Below are 17,770 nucleotides of genomic sequence, written 5' to 3'. Positions count from 1 at the left end.
TATGGCTAGTTCAGAGCAATTAAAAGCATTGTTGCAGTCGCATCTCGAAAAGGATGACGACCGATTCATGTCTATTGCTTTACAAGTCGCTGCGCATGAAGCCCGTAGTGGTCATGGGAAACTTGCGCAAGAGCTGCGTGATTTGGTAACTGTAGCTAAAAAGAAAGTTTCAGCTGATAAGCATGCTCCAATTTCAATTGCAAAAGGAATTCAAGATACTAGTGGACTTCTTTTTGCGTCTCAACCTAAAAACAGACTTGTTGATTTGATTGCAAAAGACGATTTGAAAGTTCGGCTTGAGCGATTAATCAGAGAACAAAAATTCATGACAAAATTAAAAACTCATGGATTGTCTCCTCGTCGAAAAGTGCTATTGGTTGGACCTCCAGGAACAGGTAAGACATTTACTGCATCAATCTTGGCTGGAGAATTGGATTATCCTCTGTTTCAAGTAAAGCTTGATGCGTTGATAACTAAATTTATGGGAGAATCTTCTGCTAAATTAAGGCAGGTATTTGATGCAATTAGCAATGTTCGAGGTGTGTATTTTTTTGATGAATTCGACGCGCTAGGTTCACAACGGAATTCTCAAAATGATGTGGGTGAAGCTCGCAGAATATTAAATAGCTTTCTTCAAATGATCGAACAGGATGAGTCTAATAGTTTAATCGTGTGCGCTACTAACCATATTGAAATCTTGGATAATGCGTTATTTAGACGGTTTGACGATGTTATTCGGTACGAATTGCCAGAAGATGACGAAATCATAATTTTGTTTAAAAACAGACTTAAGCCATATGTAGCAAAGAGCTTTCCATGGAAAAAATTGCCAGAGATAGCTAAAGAATTGAGTAGTGCAGAGATCACTCGAGCTGCGGATGAATCAATCAAAGATATGCTGATTCATGGAACGGAGCGAATCACGTTGACCACTGTTAAAGACGCTATCTTAGATCGAAAAAACATGAGAAAGGACCTGTTTTAAATTTTGTATTAATGGATAGGAATAATGGAAGGAAAAAAACATTTATTTGTAGGAAAGAGCGGGAAAGCACAGAAATATACCTATCCAAGAAGAGTCGTAATAACGCCTACCATACCAAAGAGAGACCGAGCTGCTCACGGTGCTAATCTTTCATCTCAGTTAACATTAGCGAAAGTTGCCGAAGAAGCTATCAGTGAAGAAATTGATAGTATTGAACTAGATACTCCTGTGGGAGTTCAACTCTCATTTGAAAGTTTCCCTGGTATTGAAATCACGTTTGAAAAATTAGCGGATGTTCGAAGTGGAATAGAGTTGTTGAGCGTAGTTCAAAAGGAAGATATCTATGTGGCAAACGTGTTGGTACCGCTGGGGAAATTTGGAGTTTTAGAGAAAAAAATTTCAGAATATTTAAACCCAAGTAAAGACAATAAATCAGGTCCTAAGCATGCGGTTCTTTTGAACGCTATTTCCACTATTCGTAATACTGTTATAGAAAGCCTTTGGACGGATAATCCAGAGCTATTTCCTACTTCCAATCAGGAAGTTGATTGGTTTGAAATATGGTTACCTGTGGGTGATGATCGGGTCGCCGTAATTAATGATTTTAAAAAGCTTTGTGGTATTCATGAAATAACCGTATCAGATAGTACACTTGAATTTCCGGAAAGAACTGTATTACTAGTTAGGACATCTCTAGATCAGCTAGCTAGATCAGCTAGCTAGTTCAGCTGTACTTTTAAGTAAGATTTCTGAAATACGCAAATCGAAAACAACAGCTGAATTTTTTGATTCTCTGGGTATAGAAGATCAGCATCAATGGGCAGAGGAATTAACCGAAAGAGTTGAATATAATTTTGATGATGATGACACCCCCCCTTATATTTCTATTTTAGATACTGGTATAAATGTTGGTCATCCTCTTTTATCTGCCTTTGCTAATACTAATGATATGTTTGTTGTTGATCCTACCTGGGATGAAGCTGATGCTAATGGTCATGGAACTTCAATGGCGGGGCTTTCTATCTGGGGAGATTTGATATCTGCTCTTGAAACGTCTGACCGAATAAGTATCAATCACAAATTAGAATCCATTAAGCTTTTACGTTATCCTGGGGATAACAGAGATAAACACCTTGGGCAAGTGACTGCGTCTGGTATTTCTTTATCTGAGATCGAAAATTTTGATAGAAAACGAATTTATACGCTTGCTTTATCAGCAAAAGATTCAAAAGATAGAGGGAAACCATCAGCATGGTCCTCAGAATTAGATGCATTATCTGTTGATTATAGCGGAGAGAATTTATATCCACGGCTTTTTGTTGTTTGTGCTGGCAATACTGAAGAAAATTTAACCCAATTAAAAGAATATCCCCAATACAATGAGCTACAAGATATTCATGACCCTGGTCAGTCATGGAATGTTTTGACTGTTGGAGCATACACTAATAAAACACAGATAACTGATGATGGTGGGGAAAATTATACTCCGCTTGCTCCCAATGGTGGGTTGAGCCCATATAGTACTACCTCTGTGACTTGGATGAACTCAATGCCTATTAAACCAGAGGTCGTTTTTGAAGGCGGAAATATGGGAGTTGATGATTATTCAGCGGCTTCTATGTCAAGTCTGCAGCTTTTGACTACTCATCATGACTTCCATACACGACTATTCTCAACATTTAATGCAACTAGTGCAGCAACAGCGTTAGCTGCAAAATTTGCCGCAGAGATAAGTGCATCGTACCCTAATCTATGGCCAGAAACGGTAAGAGCTTTAATTGTTCATTCAGCGAACTGGACTGAAAGCATGCTCAGTCAATTCTCCTATCCAGGGAAAACAGCGCGGCAACGAGCACAACATTTAGCTAGATGTGTTGGTTACGGCGTTCCAAATCTCAGCAAAGCGTTGTGGAGTGCAAATAACTCGTTAGTAATGATTGTGGAGGATGAGCTGCAGCCGTTTGAAAAAATAAAAGGTAAAGCTCCATCGACTAAGGATATGCATGTCCATGATATCCCTTGGCCAAAAGAACAACTTTTGGAATTAGGTGATGTTCCTGTAAAAATGACAATTACTTTGTCGTACTTTATTGAACCTAATCCATCTAGCCGCAATATATCAAGTAAATATCGTTACCCGAGCCATCAACTGCGTTTTGATGTGAAACGTCCAACTGAGTCCAAAGCTCAATTTTTGCAACGATTAAGTCGAGCCGCTAGAGCTGAAGAAGAAGGTTCGTCAACGCCTCCACCAGATCCTAATTGGCTATTAGGTGATTTTCGTAATAAAGGATCTATTCATAAAGATGTTTGGGAAGGCACTGCGGCTGATTTAGCTGAACGCGGTTTATTGGCTGTTTATCCGGCTATGGGCTGGTGGCGAACCCGCAAAAAGTTGGAACGATATAATAAACAAGCTCGTTATTCATTGATTGTGTCAATTGAAACGCCATCAACGGAGGTAGATTTATACACGCCAGTAGAAACTGAGATCAGGAATAGGACTGTTATTGAAAATGTGGTAACTATAGAAATTAGTTAACGCCAAATATGGTCAATAAATACTGACCATTATTTTCGCCGTTTCCAATACATTTTCTCATCTGAAATGAGTTTAATTAAGCCATGTTTCTAGCTCATTTCTGTCCAAATTCGTGCTAACCCTGCTCTATTCCAATATTTCCCCATAACCATGATCAATGCCCAAAATCTCATACTTTTTCCATACTTTTCCTTTCCCACAATCAGATAACCTAACTCCCGCACTGGCAAAATCCGGTGCCGGGCGTAGGAACCCGCATCCCCACCACAAGGCATAATAAATGTCAGTTTATACTGGTATTTTTCTATGTTACGCTTTAGCTCGCCTGAATTATGGTGGGCTGGGCAAGGCAGCTTCGGCTGACTGCTAACCTTGTGGAGCGGTATTCCTACACCTTGTTCCAGTTCACCACCCGAAGCGTAGGAACTTCGTGTGGTGTGTATTCTCAATGACCACAAGGAATTCACTATGTACGAAACCATCCCTTACGATCCCGAATTTGCCCAAAAAGCCCGCGAATATCTGCGCCAGTTAGAAGAAATATTTGAAGCCGAGCAGCAGCAAAACTGTCAGGAACTGCGCAATGTGCTGCTGTATCTGAATAATCTGATTACTACGCATTGTGTGCGATACCATGAAGTGGTTGATGGAGAGAATTTGGTGTAATAGATTGATTTATTTGATTTTCGAGCCGCAATTGCGGCTCGATTTCATGAGATAAGGTATATAAACTACCCGATTAAATTTATTCCTCCCATAAATTACACAGAATAATCAAAATACCTCAACGTTCTTTGTATATTTCAATAAAATCTTTTAACTCCACAGATAACCTGCCTCCCGCTCTATCTACCGTAATATTTTGGCACGAGCATTCAGCAAAATGTTGCGGAAATGACGGGACATAATCCCCACATTTTGTACATTTATAGTAGATTTTTTTCCCTGCTGGATAGCCTTCTGAAGCAACAAAATCTATTTTAACTAATTTTTCACTATTCATTATTTACTCTATTGGCTTTATTTTCTTTGACTTAAGTAAACCTTCGACTCCACCTTCTAGTTTTGGCACTAGGTATTGTCTAGCTCCTCCGGGTTCACCAAACCAAGGAGCTATAGGTCCAGCTTCAACATCAAACGGTTCCACAACTTCATATCTACGATAAGGTGAAAGTTTCGTTTCTGGTGGCAATGCTCTATTTTCAAAAGGCACTCCCATATCTGAAAAATAACTACCTTTATCCCTAAATTTTCCATTCTCATACCAACCACCAAAACGATCTATCTTATCCCCAGGTTGTAAAGTCACTCGATCTCGTAAAACTTCGCCATATCTCGTTGCAAAACCATCGTTAGGAGGCCAACTTTGTGAAACAAACCTACCTTGCTTATCATGCCAACGGCCATTTGCATCTTTTGAAAAAGGAGCATTAGCTGGTTGTTTATCTATATCTGTATCAATGTTAAAAGAACAATTCGTAGCATTATTCGCCAACCCCAACGGGTCAATCCATCCCGTAGGATTCGGCACATACTGGTAGTTATTCAGACCACCGGCAAGCCCTATCGGGTCAGCGGTGATGAAGCGTCCGGTGCTGGGGCTATAGTAACGATGGCGGTTGTAATGTAAACCCGTTTCTTCATCATAATACTGCCCCTGAAAACGCAGCGGGCTTTGGATTTCTTCGACACTTTGAGTCAGCACACTGCCGTAGGCGCGGTACTGCACTGCCCACACGCTCTGCCCTTCCACATCGGTGATTTCTGTCGGTGTACCGATTTGGTCAAGGTGATAATAGTACGGCGTCGCGTCTTTACCTTCACCTTTGAGCAGTGCCAGCGGCTTGAACGTGCCCGGCTCGTAGATATAGCTCTGGTAGTTTGTGTCTGTGGTTTCCCCAATCAGGTTATCACCCTGCCACAGATATTCGGTGGTGGTTACCTTACCTGTCTTGTCCGTGACGGTTTTGTGTGTCCGTCGGCCAAAGGCATCATATTTGTAGTCGGCTATCGTGCCATCCGGCAGACTGGCTTTAATGAGCCGGTGCTGGCAGTCGTACTCGTAGCGGGTGACAAGGCTCTGGCCTTTGCCCCGTTTCTCGGTAATCAGCCGCCCGAATTCATCATATTCATAGTGACTGTCACCATGAAAAGCCAGCTGGTTGCCCTGCGCATGACCGAGTCTGTCCCGGGTGATGTCGTCATGACGGCCGAGGATTTGCGACAGCACATTGCCCGTCGCATCATGCACAAACCGCTCTTCGATATTTCCCCGCACTGCCTTCAGGCGTGACAGCGGGTCATAGTCAAAGTGAATGTCACCGTCTTTACTGTCACTGATATGGGTCAGGTTGCCCCGCGCATCATAGCTGTAATCCCGTTTACGGGTTATCTGACGGTTGAGGCTGCGCTGCTGGTAGGTCAGTCTGCCCTGCTCGTCATGGGCAAAGCTGCTGATGACCGCCCCCTGATGACGCTCTTTTTCTAAACCGTTCTGGTACAGGTGTTGGGTCAGCACCGAGTCATTGAGGTCAATCTGCTTCAGCGCACCGCCTCTGCCACGCTGGTATTTCAGCACATTGGCATCAGGAAGCTGCCAGCTTTCAACCTGTCCCAGCGCATCATAGCTGAAATAGTTCGAGGCCCAGTCCTGATGCTCTTCGGTCACCCGGCCCATCAGGTCATAACGCCACACCAGCGGACGTTCACCGTCATCCACCTCGGTCAGGTTGCCGTATTCATCGTAGCGATAGTCAATGCTGCTGCCGTCGGCCAGTGTCTTTTTCACCAGACGGCCCATGACATCGCGCTCGAACTCAGTCGTCAACTCTGTGCCTTCGGTGCCGGTTTCGGTCTTCTTGGTCAGTTGTCCCAACAGGTCATATTCATAGCTGAACGTCCGGCCATCGAAAGTGTTTTCCGTCTGTACCAGACCATTCGGATAATAACCGATGCTGTGGGTTTCGCCCCGCTCATTGGTAATCTCACTGACAAAGTTTTTTACATTGTCATAGCGGTAGCTCAGGCTGGTGCCGTCCGGGTTGACCACCCGGCTCACTAAATGGCTGTTCTCGCCATATTCATAGTTGGTCTTCAGCCCACTTTCATCGGTGACCTGTGTAACCTTGCCGTAGCCGTTATATTCAAAGCGCTTGATTTTGCCGCCCGAAATCATCGCCACCAGACGGTCTGCGCCGTCCCACTGGTATTCCGTCACACCACCAATTGATGACTTCTCGTAAATCACCCGGCCACTGATATCGTGGCGGTAAACCACTTCACTGCCGTCCGGGTAGGTTTCACCAATCAGCATTCCCAGACGGTTCCAGCGCAACTGGTGTTCACTGCCATCCGGATATTCTATTTTCGACAGACGACCGATGTCGTTGTAGTGGTAGAAAGTGGTGTTGCCCAGCGGGTCGCGTTTCTCGGTTAAATCTCCTTCCATATTGTGGAAGTAGCGCCAGACCGCCTCACCCTGAATGACCTTGAAGATTTTACCCCGCAGATACTGGAACTCGGTGACGGTGCCGTCCGGGGCAATCGTCGCTTCCCGGTCACCGCTGTTGTTGTACGTATGGCGGGTTTCATTGCCCAGTGCATCGATAGTACTGACCAGATGACCACTTTCATCGTAACCATTGGTTGTGACCGCGCCGTCTGGGTCAGTGGTGCTGATAAGCTTGGCGTTTTCGTCGTGCTGGTAAATCTCTTGCGAGCCATCACTGTTGACGACGGTCACCGTATGGGCCTCGTCATCCCAGACATACTCTGCCAGATAACCGGTATTACTCCAGTGCTTGATACAGCGGACAGCCTTACCTTCGCCTTCCCATTCCCAGCCAAAGGCAATACCACCCGCCATTTTCCGCTCGGTGATGACATGCTGCGCATCATAGGTATAACTTTCACCCAGACCGCCTTCATTACTTTCGGCAATCAGTTGTTGGCGGTCATTATAGGTGTACTGATGAAGAAAACGGTGTGTCGTCCACTCTTTCCCTTCCGTAGTATCACGGAAGCTCTTCAGCTCAACTTGAGTAATCAGGTCATTTTCATAGGTCAGCCACAGAGCAATACCATGCGGGCTAACCACCGCCTGCGGGCGCTTCTGACGGTCGTAGCTGATACTCAGCGTGTTGTTGTAATTGTCCGACAAGCGAACCAAACGGGCACTGTCGCCCTGACGTTCAAAGTGGTAGAACGGCTTGCCCGGCGCAGCCAGTACATATTCGTTCGCCTGACCGCCAAGAAAGACGGCTGCACCGGCAAGATTGTTAAAGATTTCCGGGCGGCTTTCTGTTGGTTCCGGCAGTGGGATAATCCGGTTTTCTTCATTGTGCCACAGCACTTCACCGTCCTTGAATTCAAGACGATGAGCCAGCGAGTGACCCCAGCCATAACCCAGCCCGGCATTGATTTCACAGCCACTGGTCCGGTAAGTCCGGCTGAAAGTAAATGGCAATGCACCCGGCAAAGTCACATCTTCCACAGAAAGCAACTCTTCACCGGTCACCATCGAGACCGGACATCCGTTGGTACAGGTATTTTCAACTTTATCTGCCGGCTTTTTATTCGGAGTCGTGCCGGGTTTATCGACATTATCAATGTTCTCGTCTGCAACCAGTTTAGACTGCTGCTTCGCTTTACGGGCCTGACCGGTTGCCCCATCCAGCGTATCGCCTTCAACCAGTTGCTTCTTTTTCAGCCCTTTATTGAAATCGCCCTTCCCGTGTTGCGATAGTTTTTTCAGAGCCGCCAAACCTTCATCGACATCTTCCTGAACCAGTTTCACCAACTTTTCGATTTTGCCGATGATATCTACATACTTTGCTTTACGCGCCATCTTTTATGCACCTAATCTTTATTATTCTTTAATCGCTGTCTTAGTTGACCAACGACGCATAACTTGCCACATCACGCACCCGGTTGACATTTTTCAACACCGCACCGCCGGGAATAATCAACATCAGAATAACTTCCACCAGAATTGCTGCCAGACTGGTACCGATGAAATTAAGGATCTGCGTTGGGCTGAGCATCCGTATCCAGCTATACACGGCCTTGATACACAAGAAACAACGCGCTTCATCTTTCAGCAGCATCAGCATCTTGGCCGCTTCATCTTTCGCATCCTGAAGCATCTTGGCAATCAACTCCGGGTTTTCCATATACTTGCTCAGCATTTTCGCCAGTTTGGTCGGATGGGCCAACAAATCGAACAGATCTGCAATTTCATCCCACGCTTTAATCAGCTCATTAACCATGCTGTGGAGGAATTTTTTCACTTCATCCCACACGTCAATCGGATTATCCAGAAATTCCTGCCATGCTTTTTTCTGGGCTTCCCATTCCTTTTCCAGCCACTTGGTTAGTTTTTCCAGCGTGGCATCATAGGAATCCAGTAATGTTTTGACATCATCTTTGGTCACATCCGGATAGAAAGTGATTTGCAGTTGCTTGCCACCGTAGGTTGCTGCATCTAATTCAACCAGTATCGAACCTGACGCCCCAATCGTGCCTTTATAAGCCGGGCCATCATGGTTATATCCATAATATTTCCCAGGTTTGACCGGTTGAATTTCAAAAGGTGTATCGCCCAGCGGAACAAAGGTTTCGGCCTCAAAGCAGTGCACCAGCGTCAGCTTGCCGTCCAGCGGGCAAGTAATAATATCGGCCCGGATTTCGTCATCATCGATATCCGCTGACATTTCACTGCCGTTCACCGCAATTTTCTGCTCCATCTCCAAAGCCCAGCCATACAGCATATTCTCTGAATGTTTGCGGTATTCATCGATAGAACCCTGAAAATCGGCTTTGATATCAGAGAACATCTGATCTAAATCGGTTGTTGCAGTGCTCATCGGTAAACCTCCTGATGCAGGGCTTGATGTAAATACTGGTTGAGAGTGACCGGAGTCTGCTCGTTATAACGGTTGACCAGACGGGTCACCTTGGCGTTGAGCACCGGTTCGGGGAAATAGAAATAGAGATCCGCGTGCTGCTCTTTGATCCACTTGAGACTGTTGGTAATCAGGGTTGATTTATCTTTCTCACCAAACGCTGCCAACACCGCCTCCGGCACGGTCCACCACGGGAAAGCGCGTTCCTGAAAATCGGCGGTTGCTGTCGGGGTCGGGTTATCGACCTGTGTCAGTTCTTGCTGTGATGAAGACAGGCTCAGCCAGCACTGCGTCGGCCCCATCAGGGCAGTGCGCGCTTCATCTTCGCAGAAGGTTGCGACATCCAGCCCGAAGCGGGGGTCGTAGAAACGGAAAAACACATGCTCGCCCGAGGGCAGCCACACATGCGTCAGACTGCGGAAATGGGCCTGAACGGTGGCAAAGTCAGCTTCACTGCCGACCACAATGCCCCAGTCATCGCAAGATTCGGTTGCAATCCAGTCAAGAAACGGATGCTCCGGCGAGATCTGAGCGATATTCGGCATCACTTCACGCCACTCGGCATACGGTGTGCCGAGCCAGATGCCCTGAGCATTCTCGCCGCCGTTCATATAAAACCAGCGCTGCGGATTGCCGTCACTGGTCTGGTTTAAAATGACGTACCAGTTTAAATCCGGGGTCAGCTGCTCTTTTAGATGGCACATACACCGTCCTTACACTTCTCACACTCTTCACAGAACGGGGCGGCTGATTTCATGGTTGCAATCTGAGCCGGTGTCAGGATCGGGGCCGGGTTTTCCGGTTTGGTGGTGATTTCATCCGGCAATAGTGCCGCCTGACCACCATAAGCTGTGGCACTACCGGCACTGCCGCCGGCGTTGAGGTTAATCGCCGGGCCGGATAGATTGACACTACCGCTGTCGATGCTGATAAAGCTGCCGCCGGCAGACAGGGTCAGGCCGGAGCCGGCTTCGGCGACGATTTTCGCACCGCTTTTGAGGGTAATGGCACTGCCAGTCTCGACTGCGGTCAGGCTGCCGATCTGCTGTTGCAGCGAGCCGCCGATTTCATGTGTCTGGTCTTTGGTAATTTTGAGGCGCTGCTCACCGTCAATGGTCAGGTGATCATTCATCTTGATATGTTCATAACGGTCATTTTCGACCGTCAGGTGACTGTCGTGACGGATCAGCGTAGTGGCGTCGTTTTCAATCAGGGATTCAGTGTCTTTCTGCGCATGCAGATAAATCTTTTCACTGCCGGACTGGTCTTCAAAACTCAGCTCGTTAAATCCCTGCCCCTGATGGGTTTCAGTGCGGATGACTGTTTTGGTTTTATTGTCCGGCAATGGATAAGGCGGCACATTGCTGGCATTGAAGGTTCGCCCGGTAACAATCGGCTGATCCGGATCGCCGTCAAGGAAATCAACAATCACTTCATGACCGATCCGTGGCACCGCAACCATGCCGTACTGAGCGCCGGCCCAGCCCTGAGAAACCCGCACCCAGCAGGAACTCAGCTCGTCACCGTTGCTTTCCCGGTCCCACGGGAAATGAAGTTTCACCCGGCCATGTTCATCACAATAAATCTCTTCACCTGCCGGGCCGACCACTGTGGCGACCATCGCGCCGTCAACCCGGGGTTTATTGGCGATAGGTGCAAGCCATAAATTATCAGCAGGGATCACGGTAAACTGGTTGGCATAGGTGGTCGCGCCGCTGCCAGCGGATTCTTCCAGCGCTTGTGGCTGACTGCCCTGATGAGCAATGCCGACCACCAGCCAGTTGCGGTTCATAGCTTTGTCCAGATGTTCGCTCAGTTCAAAGCGTACGCCGGCCTGAAGCATGGCCTGATTACTTTTACCCTTCGCGGTATGGGCATTTTTGCGCAGCGAGTCGAGCCTGATATGGCTGAATGCCTTGCCGCTGGCATCATCTTTGTAACGCCCCGGCGCATCATAATGTTCGTAAGTTGGCAGCTGATAGTCCAGTTCACTGCCTTCTGCGGTCTGTTTAAAACTGTAATCCGGCTTTTTAAAGCTGTAGTCCTGCATCCACACCGAACTGACCTGCGACTGCTTCTGCTCGGTCATCGACTGCACGTAAGGTGTTTCAGAAATACCACCGGAAAGGACGTTGTAAGGCACGGTTCCGCCCATCGTGGTAAACCCTTCCGGATTATCAGTCACCACCAGCGTGTGTTTTTCCGCTTCATGGGTAAAGTAGTACATCAGCCCTTCTTCGGCGGCCAGCCGGTGGAAAAACGCTAAATCCGTTTCCCGGTACTGCACGCAGAACTCCCGCGGCAGACATTCCCGCTGGGTGGAAAAAGCATAATCGGTGATGTTCATTTCAGAAAGGAGGACAGAAAGAATCTCCGGGACACTTTTCTGCTGGAAGATACGGCTGTTATGACGCAGGGAAAGTCGTTCGAGAGAAGGCACCAGCGTCAGGGAATAAAAGGTATGGTGATGGCCGGTATCGCCACGGCTGAAGTTACGGATGATGCCATGAACTTTCTGCACCACCTGACCGTTACGGAAAACCTCTAACAGAGCCGTGGTATCGACCATCTGTTCAAAGGTCAGATCACTGTTACGGCTGGCGAGTTCGACCTGATAACGGTAGCCGTACACCGGGCGGCCACCACTGTCAGATGATGCTGACACCGATTCAAATCCCTGATAGTCACGCACCACCAATGACTCGTCGTCGACCCCATCGACACTGAGCCTGAAACCTAACGTTGCCATGAAGAAACCTTTTATGTTTATTTTAATCAATGCAGAAGCTGTCTGTTTCACCAAGAACGGGAAGCAGCAGACCGACAATCTGAGCTTTACTCAGCAGCTTACCATTGTATGCAATTTATTTTACTGAGTTCAGCCCTTATCGATAAAAATTCATTACTAAGAGAGTTTTATTGAATGAATATCTCAGTTTTCTGACGTTTTGCTCTATATATGTTTCTGATGTCACCACAGAAATATAAGTCACCATAAAAGAAGTAGAAATGAAGCCACCGGATGGATGTGATTGCCACAAAACGGAACCGTCTTTATAGTGTCAGGCCATATTCATAAACCGGATAGAAATGTAGGGAAGTGCGATGAAATCTCCGTGTATGGCAAACTGTAAAAATGAGGAAGGCCTGTGTTCGGGATGCTACCGGACCATGGAAGAGATCCGGCAGTGGCGTCATTACACTGACCATCAGAGAGAGCAGATCATGCAGCGTCTGAGCGGCGCAGATGCTTCGCATCACTGCCCGCAATGTGGCGATGCCACTTACTGTGGTTTACAGGCCGGAGAATCAGACTGTTGGTGCTTCAGTGTCGAGACTCGGGAAAAAGCAGAATCCGGACACTGCCTGTGCCGTCGATGTCTCTCCCGCCAGCCTCTGGCATAATCTGCAATCAAAGTCAGTCTCAAATCAAAAGCGGCGGATGATCATCATTTCGCCTGTAATGCTTCCCCTTCAAACTGAATGCCTTCCCATCCGGTACGGATAAAATTGCGGATGTTCTGATGATCCTGATTCTCAGGATGTGCCAGAACATCCTGACGATAAAAGTCGCCGAAGCAGGCTAACGTTTCATCCGGGTTTAGCTGATGTATCCCGGCGAATGAAAAGATCTTGCACGACCCCTGATTTTCATGCGCTTCACTTACCAGTTCACCGTTAGTAAACCGGGTGGGTGTAAAATCATAGTGGGTATCAATTACATTGATCACCTCAAAAAAATCGACCTTCTCTGGCGAGTGCCGGATCACTTCCAGCAATTCATTTAATGTCATGCAAATCTTCTCTACTTTACTCAAACAATATTTATTAATTCAAATTCCCCTGGAAACAAGATTTCGGGGGAAACCAGAGTCTAACAAAAATAGTTCTGATTGATATACATCTCTAACGCAGTCTCTGGGTTCAGTGATTCTCGCTGAAACTGCATCTTGAAGTCATTTGGGTATAGTCTTCATCAGGGCCAGCTGACTTTTCCTCCGGTTATCGCAGGAAAAATATGTTTCTCAGTCGGCACTTCTGTGAGTCTTCTCAACAGAATCAGGATTTTTTTGTTAACTATTAGGCAGAAAAACTTAATGTCATCAATAATTAACTCAGGTGGGGTTGCCCTGCCGATACTGCGTCTGCTTTTATGCAGGCACCATCGGCAGAAATAACGACTGGAATTTTGTATCTTTGATTCACCAGGGCAGGTATTGCAGAATATGACAACAGAGACTGAAAGTCCGATACCAGAGACAGATGCAGAAACAGAAGAAGCACAATCGATCCATCCGCTGCGAAGCCGCTTAGGGAGACGAATTGTTTTTATTCTGGTATTAATCAGCGGAACGATCACCTTTCTTGCCACGCTGACCCAGCTCTATTTCGATTACAGCCAACAGTTCAACAATGTGGATAAACGCCATCTGGAAATCCGGAATATCCACACTCACCTGCTGGCTTCATCGCTATGGAATTTTGATCTGACGATTCTGCAACAGAGAATGAACGGGCTGATCAACCTGCCCTACATCGATTATCTGGAAATTAAATCCGATGATTATAAAATCAGTGCCGGCAAGCCTGTAACCGGGAGAAAAACCAGCAACGTTTACCCGCTGACATTTCAGGATCCGATCACCGGAAAATCCGAGAAAATCGGAACGATCCTCGTCGAGTCGAATGTCCAGCAAATCTATGACTCATTGCTCAACGACTTTCTGGTCACATTGGCAATCAATGCGGCGAAAACCACACTGGTCTGTTATCTGATCCTGATTGTCTTTCACCACAGTATCAATCAGCGTATTTTTTCGATTGTCCGCTACCTGAGACAATATAATCCCAGACACAGAACTCATCCGCTCAAAGTACGCAACTATCCGATCATCACCCAGAAAAATGATGAATTATCGTTACTGTGTAATGAAACGAACAAGCTGACCAAAAATCTGGCCATCCTATATCAGAACATCCGCTTCGAGCAGGCGCGTCTGGCGGACTTCGCCCATGTATCATCCGACTGGCTGTGGGAAACCGACGCATCGCTGAAACTGATTTATTGTTCCGAAGGGATGCTGGAAGCTCTGCATCTGGAAGAAAGCCACCACCTGACCTTCAATCAGATTGAGCAATTCCACGCAGCAGTCCAGCTACAGCAGTTTCTGAACGAAAAACAGAACTTTCAACACTGTGAAGTCGCCCTGACATTGAACGGACATCAACGATGGCTCATGTTTCAGGCTCAGGCCCGTTATAACAATGATGATCATGAATTTCTCGGGTTCCGGGGAACTGCACTGAATATTACCGAACTCAAATCAGTGCAATCCGAGCTGGAAACATTAAATCAGAGTCTGGAAAACACCGTTCAGGAACGAACTCAGGATCTGGCCCAGAGTCTGAAACGACTGAAGCAGGCACAGGCACAGTTGATTCAGTCGGAAAAACTGGCAGCACTTGGCGGACTGGTGGCTGGTGTTGCCCATGAAGTAAATACACCACTGGGCATTGCCGTCACGGCAACCTCGATTATTGAAGAAGTCACCGAGGAGTTTGAAAGTGCTTTTCGCAATCAGACACTCACAACGGATCAGTTCGTCGATCTGACGGGCAGACTGAAGTCGGGATCTGAGTTGCTACAGAGTAATCTCGGCCGGGCATCTAAATTGATCCGGGACTTTAAACAGACGGCAGTCGATCAGGTTTCAGAAAGCCGGAGTAAGTTTAATATCCATCAGGTCATCATGGCATTAATCGCCAGTATGCATCCGGAAACCAGGAAAATCCCGGTGACCCCGCAGCTTGAGGGAGATGAAAACCTGATGATGAATAGCCTGCCGGGGATATTAACTCAAATTGTCTCCAACCTGATTATGAACAGTATTGTTCATGCATTTGAGGGGGAACATCCGTCTCCGATAATTCATATCAAATTCTATGCAGAAGCCCAAAATATTATTCTGGAATATCAGGATAACGGTATCGGTGTTCCGCATGAGCTACACGAAAAGATTTTTGAGCCTTTCTATACCAGTAAAAGAGGCTATGGTGGCTCAGGGCTCGGGCTGAATCTGGTTTTCAATCTGGTTACCCAGAAACTCAAAGGCACATTACAATTCACATCCGAGCCCGGTCAGGGTGTCCACTATCGAATTCAACTCCCTAAGACATTGGATTGATCAGGCAGACATCTCCGTACCATGACGGGGATACTTGCCTGCCATCTGATTGAAAAAAACATATAGCACGTAGTGTAAATATAGTGAAAACTGGAGGTATAGTGGCAATGCTATTCTTTGTCACTTATGAAAAACATCAGGTTGATGTAGGTATTGATCAATATGAGAGCAGGCAGGTACAGAACAGAATCCATTTCCCCTTTGCGCAGTCATCTGGGGCGACGTATCATTTTGATTCTGGTTCTGATCAGCGGCATAGTCACATTCTTTTCTACAGTTGCCCAACTTTACTTTAACTACAGTCAGCAGATGGGACATGTTGAAAAACGCCATCAGGAAATCCGCGATATTCACGCTCATCTGCTGGCTGCATCCCTCTGGGATTTCAATCTGGCAACGCTACAACAGCGGATGAATGATCTGGTTCTTCTGTCCGATCTCGATTATCTGGAGATCCGATCCGGAACCTATAAGGTGACCGCAGGAAAGCCAATCACCGGACGTACAGCCCAGAACATCTATCCACTGATGTTTCGCGAACCGGTGAGCGGTGAGTCGGAACAGATAGGTACAATACTTGTCGCGTCCAATCTTCAGTCTATCTACAATTCACTGATCCGCGATTTTCTGACGACATTAGTTATTAATACCCTGAAAACTGCCGTTGTGTGTTATCTGATCCTGATTATTTTCCACAAAAGTATCAATCAACGTATTTTTTCGATTGTTCACTATCTGCAACAATACAACCCGATGAAGCCGGGAGCCAGGACAACTCAGCTTAACGTCTATCAGGCGCCGTTGATTACCCAGAAAAATGATGAATTATCTCTATTGGTTAAAGAAACGAATAAACTGACCCGGAATCTTGCCGTTCTTTATCAGAACAGCCGCGCAGAACACACACGTTTAACTCATTTTGCCCATATTTCATCTGACTGGCTGTGGGAAACCGATGCATCGCTCAACCTGATTTATGCATCAAAAGGAATGCTAAAAACCTTACATCTCGAAGAGGATCAGCACATTCCTTTCCATCAGATTGAATTATTCCAGTCAGCACAAAACCTGCAACAGCTTCTGAATGAAAAGCAGACTTTCCACCAGTGTGAAGTTGCAATTACATTGTATGGAACACAGCAGTGGCTCATGTTTCAGGCCAAAGCCCGCTATAGTGATACAGAAAAGTTCCTCGGTTTTCGGGGAACGACACTGAATATATCAGAACTCAAATCTGTACAGTTTGCACTGGAGCAGCTCAATCAGGATCTGGAACATAAAGTTCAGGAGCGAACTCACGAGCTGGGGCAGAGTCTGAACCAGCTGAAACAGACTCAGGCGCAATTAATCCAGTCAGAGAAACTCACTGCACTGGGAGGACTGGTTGCCGGTGTCGCGCACGAAGTCAATACACCGCTGGGCATAGCCATCACAGCCACCTCAGTTATTGAGGATATTAGAAAAACACTTGAAGAAGCATTCCATCACCAGACACTGACAACCAGTCAGTTTGCCGACCTGACACAGCGGCTGAATTCAAGCGTCGGGTTATTGCACAGTAATCTCGATCGCGCATCCCGGTTGATCCGGGATTTTAAACAGACGGCAGTCGATCAGGTTTCGGAGAATCAGAGTCAGTTCAATATTCATCAGGTCCTCACGGCATTAATCACCAGTATGTCCCCGGAAACCAGAAAAATCCCCGTAGAACCGAGACTGGATGGTGATCAAACCCTGATGATGAATAGTCTGCCGGGTGTTCTGACACAGATTGTCGCTAATCTCATCATGAACAGTACGATACACGCGTTCGGCAATTCAGCGGACACTCCCCAGATTTCTATCCGGTTTCGGGCCGAGGGAGAATTCATCGTTTTTGAATATCGGGACAACGGCATCGGCATTCCCACCGATTTGCACGATAAGATATTTGAACCGTTCTACACCACAAAAAGAGGCCACGGAGGGTCAGGACTCGGGCTGAGTCTGGTGTTTAATCTGGTCACCCAGAAACTTAAAGGGACACTGCAATTCTCATCCGAGCCGGGACAAGGCGTACACTACTCAATCAAACTTCCCAAAGGCTGTTGATATCAATGAACCGGGAACAAATCACACCGCCTGAAAGATGACCGCGGCTCAGGCGGTGTGTGAG

Annotated in this window: 13 protein-coding genes; 7 read left to right on the top strand and 6 right to left on the bottom strand. The window is 46.7% G+C overall.

Going from position 1 to position 17,770, the window contains the following annotated elements:
* Window position 1: 1 nt before the first annotated feature.
* From OCU74_RS16915 to OCU74_RS16900, 4 genes are all read left to right on the top strand, one after another.
* On the top strand, window positions 2-985 hold the full coding sequence (locus tag OCU74_RS16915; RefSeq protein WP_087483066.1) for an AAA family ATPase: 984 nt from the start codon (window positions 2-4) through the stop codon (window positions 983-985).
* Window positions 986-1,009: 24 nt separating this feature from the next.
* Entirely contained in the window at window positions 1,010-1,708 is a 699-nt protein-coding gene (locus OCU74_RS16910; protein ID WP_200807806.1) for a hypothetical protein, read from the top strand.
* Between the two features lie 22 nt (window positions 1,709-1,730).
* A complete protein-coding gene (locus tag OCU74_RS16905) occupies window positions 1,731-3,527 on the top strand; it encodes a S8 family peptidase (RefSeq protein ID WP_200807807.1) in 1,797 nt (598 codons plus the stop codon).
* Between the two features lie 468 nt (window positions 3,528-3,995).
* Entirely contained in the window at window positions 3,996-4,193 is a 198-nt protein-coding gene (locus tag OCU74_RS16900) for a hypothetical protein (RefSeq protein ID WP_087483064.1), read from the top strand.
* A 118-nt stretch (window positions 4,194-4,311) separates the two neighbouring features.
* On the opposite strand, the gene OCU74_RS16895 is transcribed toward OCU74_RS16900, so the two are convergent.
* The 5 genes from OCU74_RS16895 to OCU74_RS16875 are packed head-to-tail and all read right to left on the bottom strand — an operon-like array spanning window position 4,312 to window position 12,179.
* Window positions 4,312-4,530 carry a hypothetical protein gene (locus OCU74_RS16895; protein ID WP_087483063.1) on the bottom strand — a complete coding sequence of 73 codons (219 nt, stop codon included), beginning with the start codon at window positions 4,528-4,530 and terminating at the stop codon, window positions 4,312-4,314.
* 3 nt (window positions 4,531-4,533) lie between these two features.
* Entirely contained in the window at window positions 4,534-8,373 is a 3,840-nt protein-coding gene (locus OCU74_RS16890; protein ID WP_159457486.1) for an RHS repeat-associated core domain-containing protein, read from the bottom strand.
* A 40-nt stretch (window positions 8,374-8,413) separates the two neighbouring features.
* Entirely contained in the window at window positions 8,414-9,391 is a 978-nt protein-coding gene (locus OCU74_RS16885) for a Rhs family protein (RefSeq protein ID WP_087483062.1), read from the bottom strand.
* Window positions 9,388-10,134: a DUF4123 domain-containing protein gene (locus OCU74_RS16880; protein WP_261856178.1), complete on the bottom strand. Its 747-nt coding sequence runs from the start codon at window positions 10,132-10,134 to the stop codon at window positions 9,388-9,390. The genes OCU74_RS16885 and OCU74_RS16880 overlap by 4 nt, the downstream gene beginning before the upstream one ends.
* Entirely contained in the window at window positions 10,122-12,179 is a 2,058-nt protein-coding gene (locus tag OCU74_RS16875) for a type VI secretion system Vgr family protein (RefSeq protein ID WP_261856177.1), read from the bottom strand. Before OCU74_RS16875 ends, OCU74_RS16880 begins: the two co-directional genes overlap by 13 nt.
* Before the next feature lie 356 nt (window positions 12,180-12,535).
* Between OCU74_RS16875 and OCU74_RS16870 the strand changes: the two genes are divergently transcribed.
* On the top strand, window positions 12,536-12,835 hold the full coding sequence (locus OCU74_RS16870; protein ID WP_087481675.1) for a cysteine-rich CWC family protein: 300 nt from the start codon (window positions 12,536-12,538) through the stop codon (window positions 12,833-12,835).
* 44 nt (window positions 12,836-12,879) lie between these two features.
* On the opposite strand, the gene OCU74_RS16865 is transcribed toward OCU74_RS16870, so the two are convergent.
* Window positions 12,880-13,224: a HopJ type III effector protein gene (locus tag OCU74_RS16865; RefSeq protein WP_087481676.1), complete on the bottom strand. Its 345-nt coding sequence runs from the start codon at window positions 13,222-13,224 to the stop codon at window positions 12,880-12,882.
* 432 nt (window positions 13,225-13,656) lie between these two features.
* Between OCU74_RS16865 and OCU74_RS16860 the strand changes: the two genes are divergently transcribed.
* Together OCU74_RS16860 and OCU74_RS16855 are read left to right on the top strand one after the other, a co-directional pair.
* Complete coding sequence (locus tag OCU74_RS16860; protein WP_087481677.1) at window positions 13,657-15,615, top strand: sensor histidine kinase; 1,959 nt, start codon at window positions 13,657-13,659, stop codon at window positions 15,613-15,615.
* A 162-nt stretch (window positions 15,616-15,777) separates the two neighbouring features.
* Window positions 15,778-17,706 carry a PAS domain-containing sensor histidine kinase gene (locus tag OCU74_RS16855; RefSeq protein WP_087481678.1) on the top strand — a complete coding sequence of 643 codons (1,929 nt, stop codon included), beginning with the start codon at window positions 15,778-15,780 and terminating at the stop codon, window positions 17,704-17,706.
* The last annotated feature ends 64 nt before the right edge of the window (window positions 17,707-17,770 follow it).

The sequence above is a fragment of the Vibrio mangrovi genome, from assembly GCF_024346955.1.
In the GTDB taxonomy this organism is placed as follows: domain Bacteria; phylum Pseudomonadota; class Gammaproteobacteria; order Enterobacterales; family Vibrionaceae; genus Vibrio; species Vibrio mangrovi.
The sequence above is the reverse complement of the archived record's forward strand: the minus strand, read 5'-3'. Positions and strand labels throughout refer to the sequence as shown.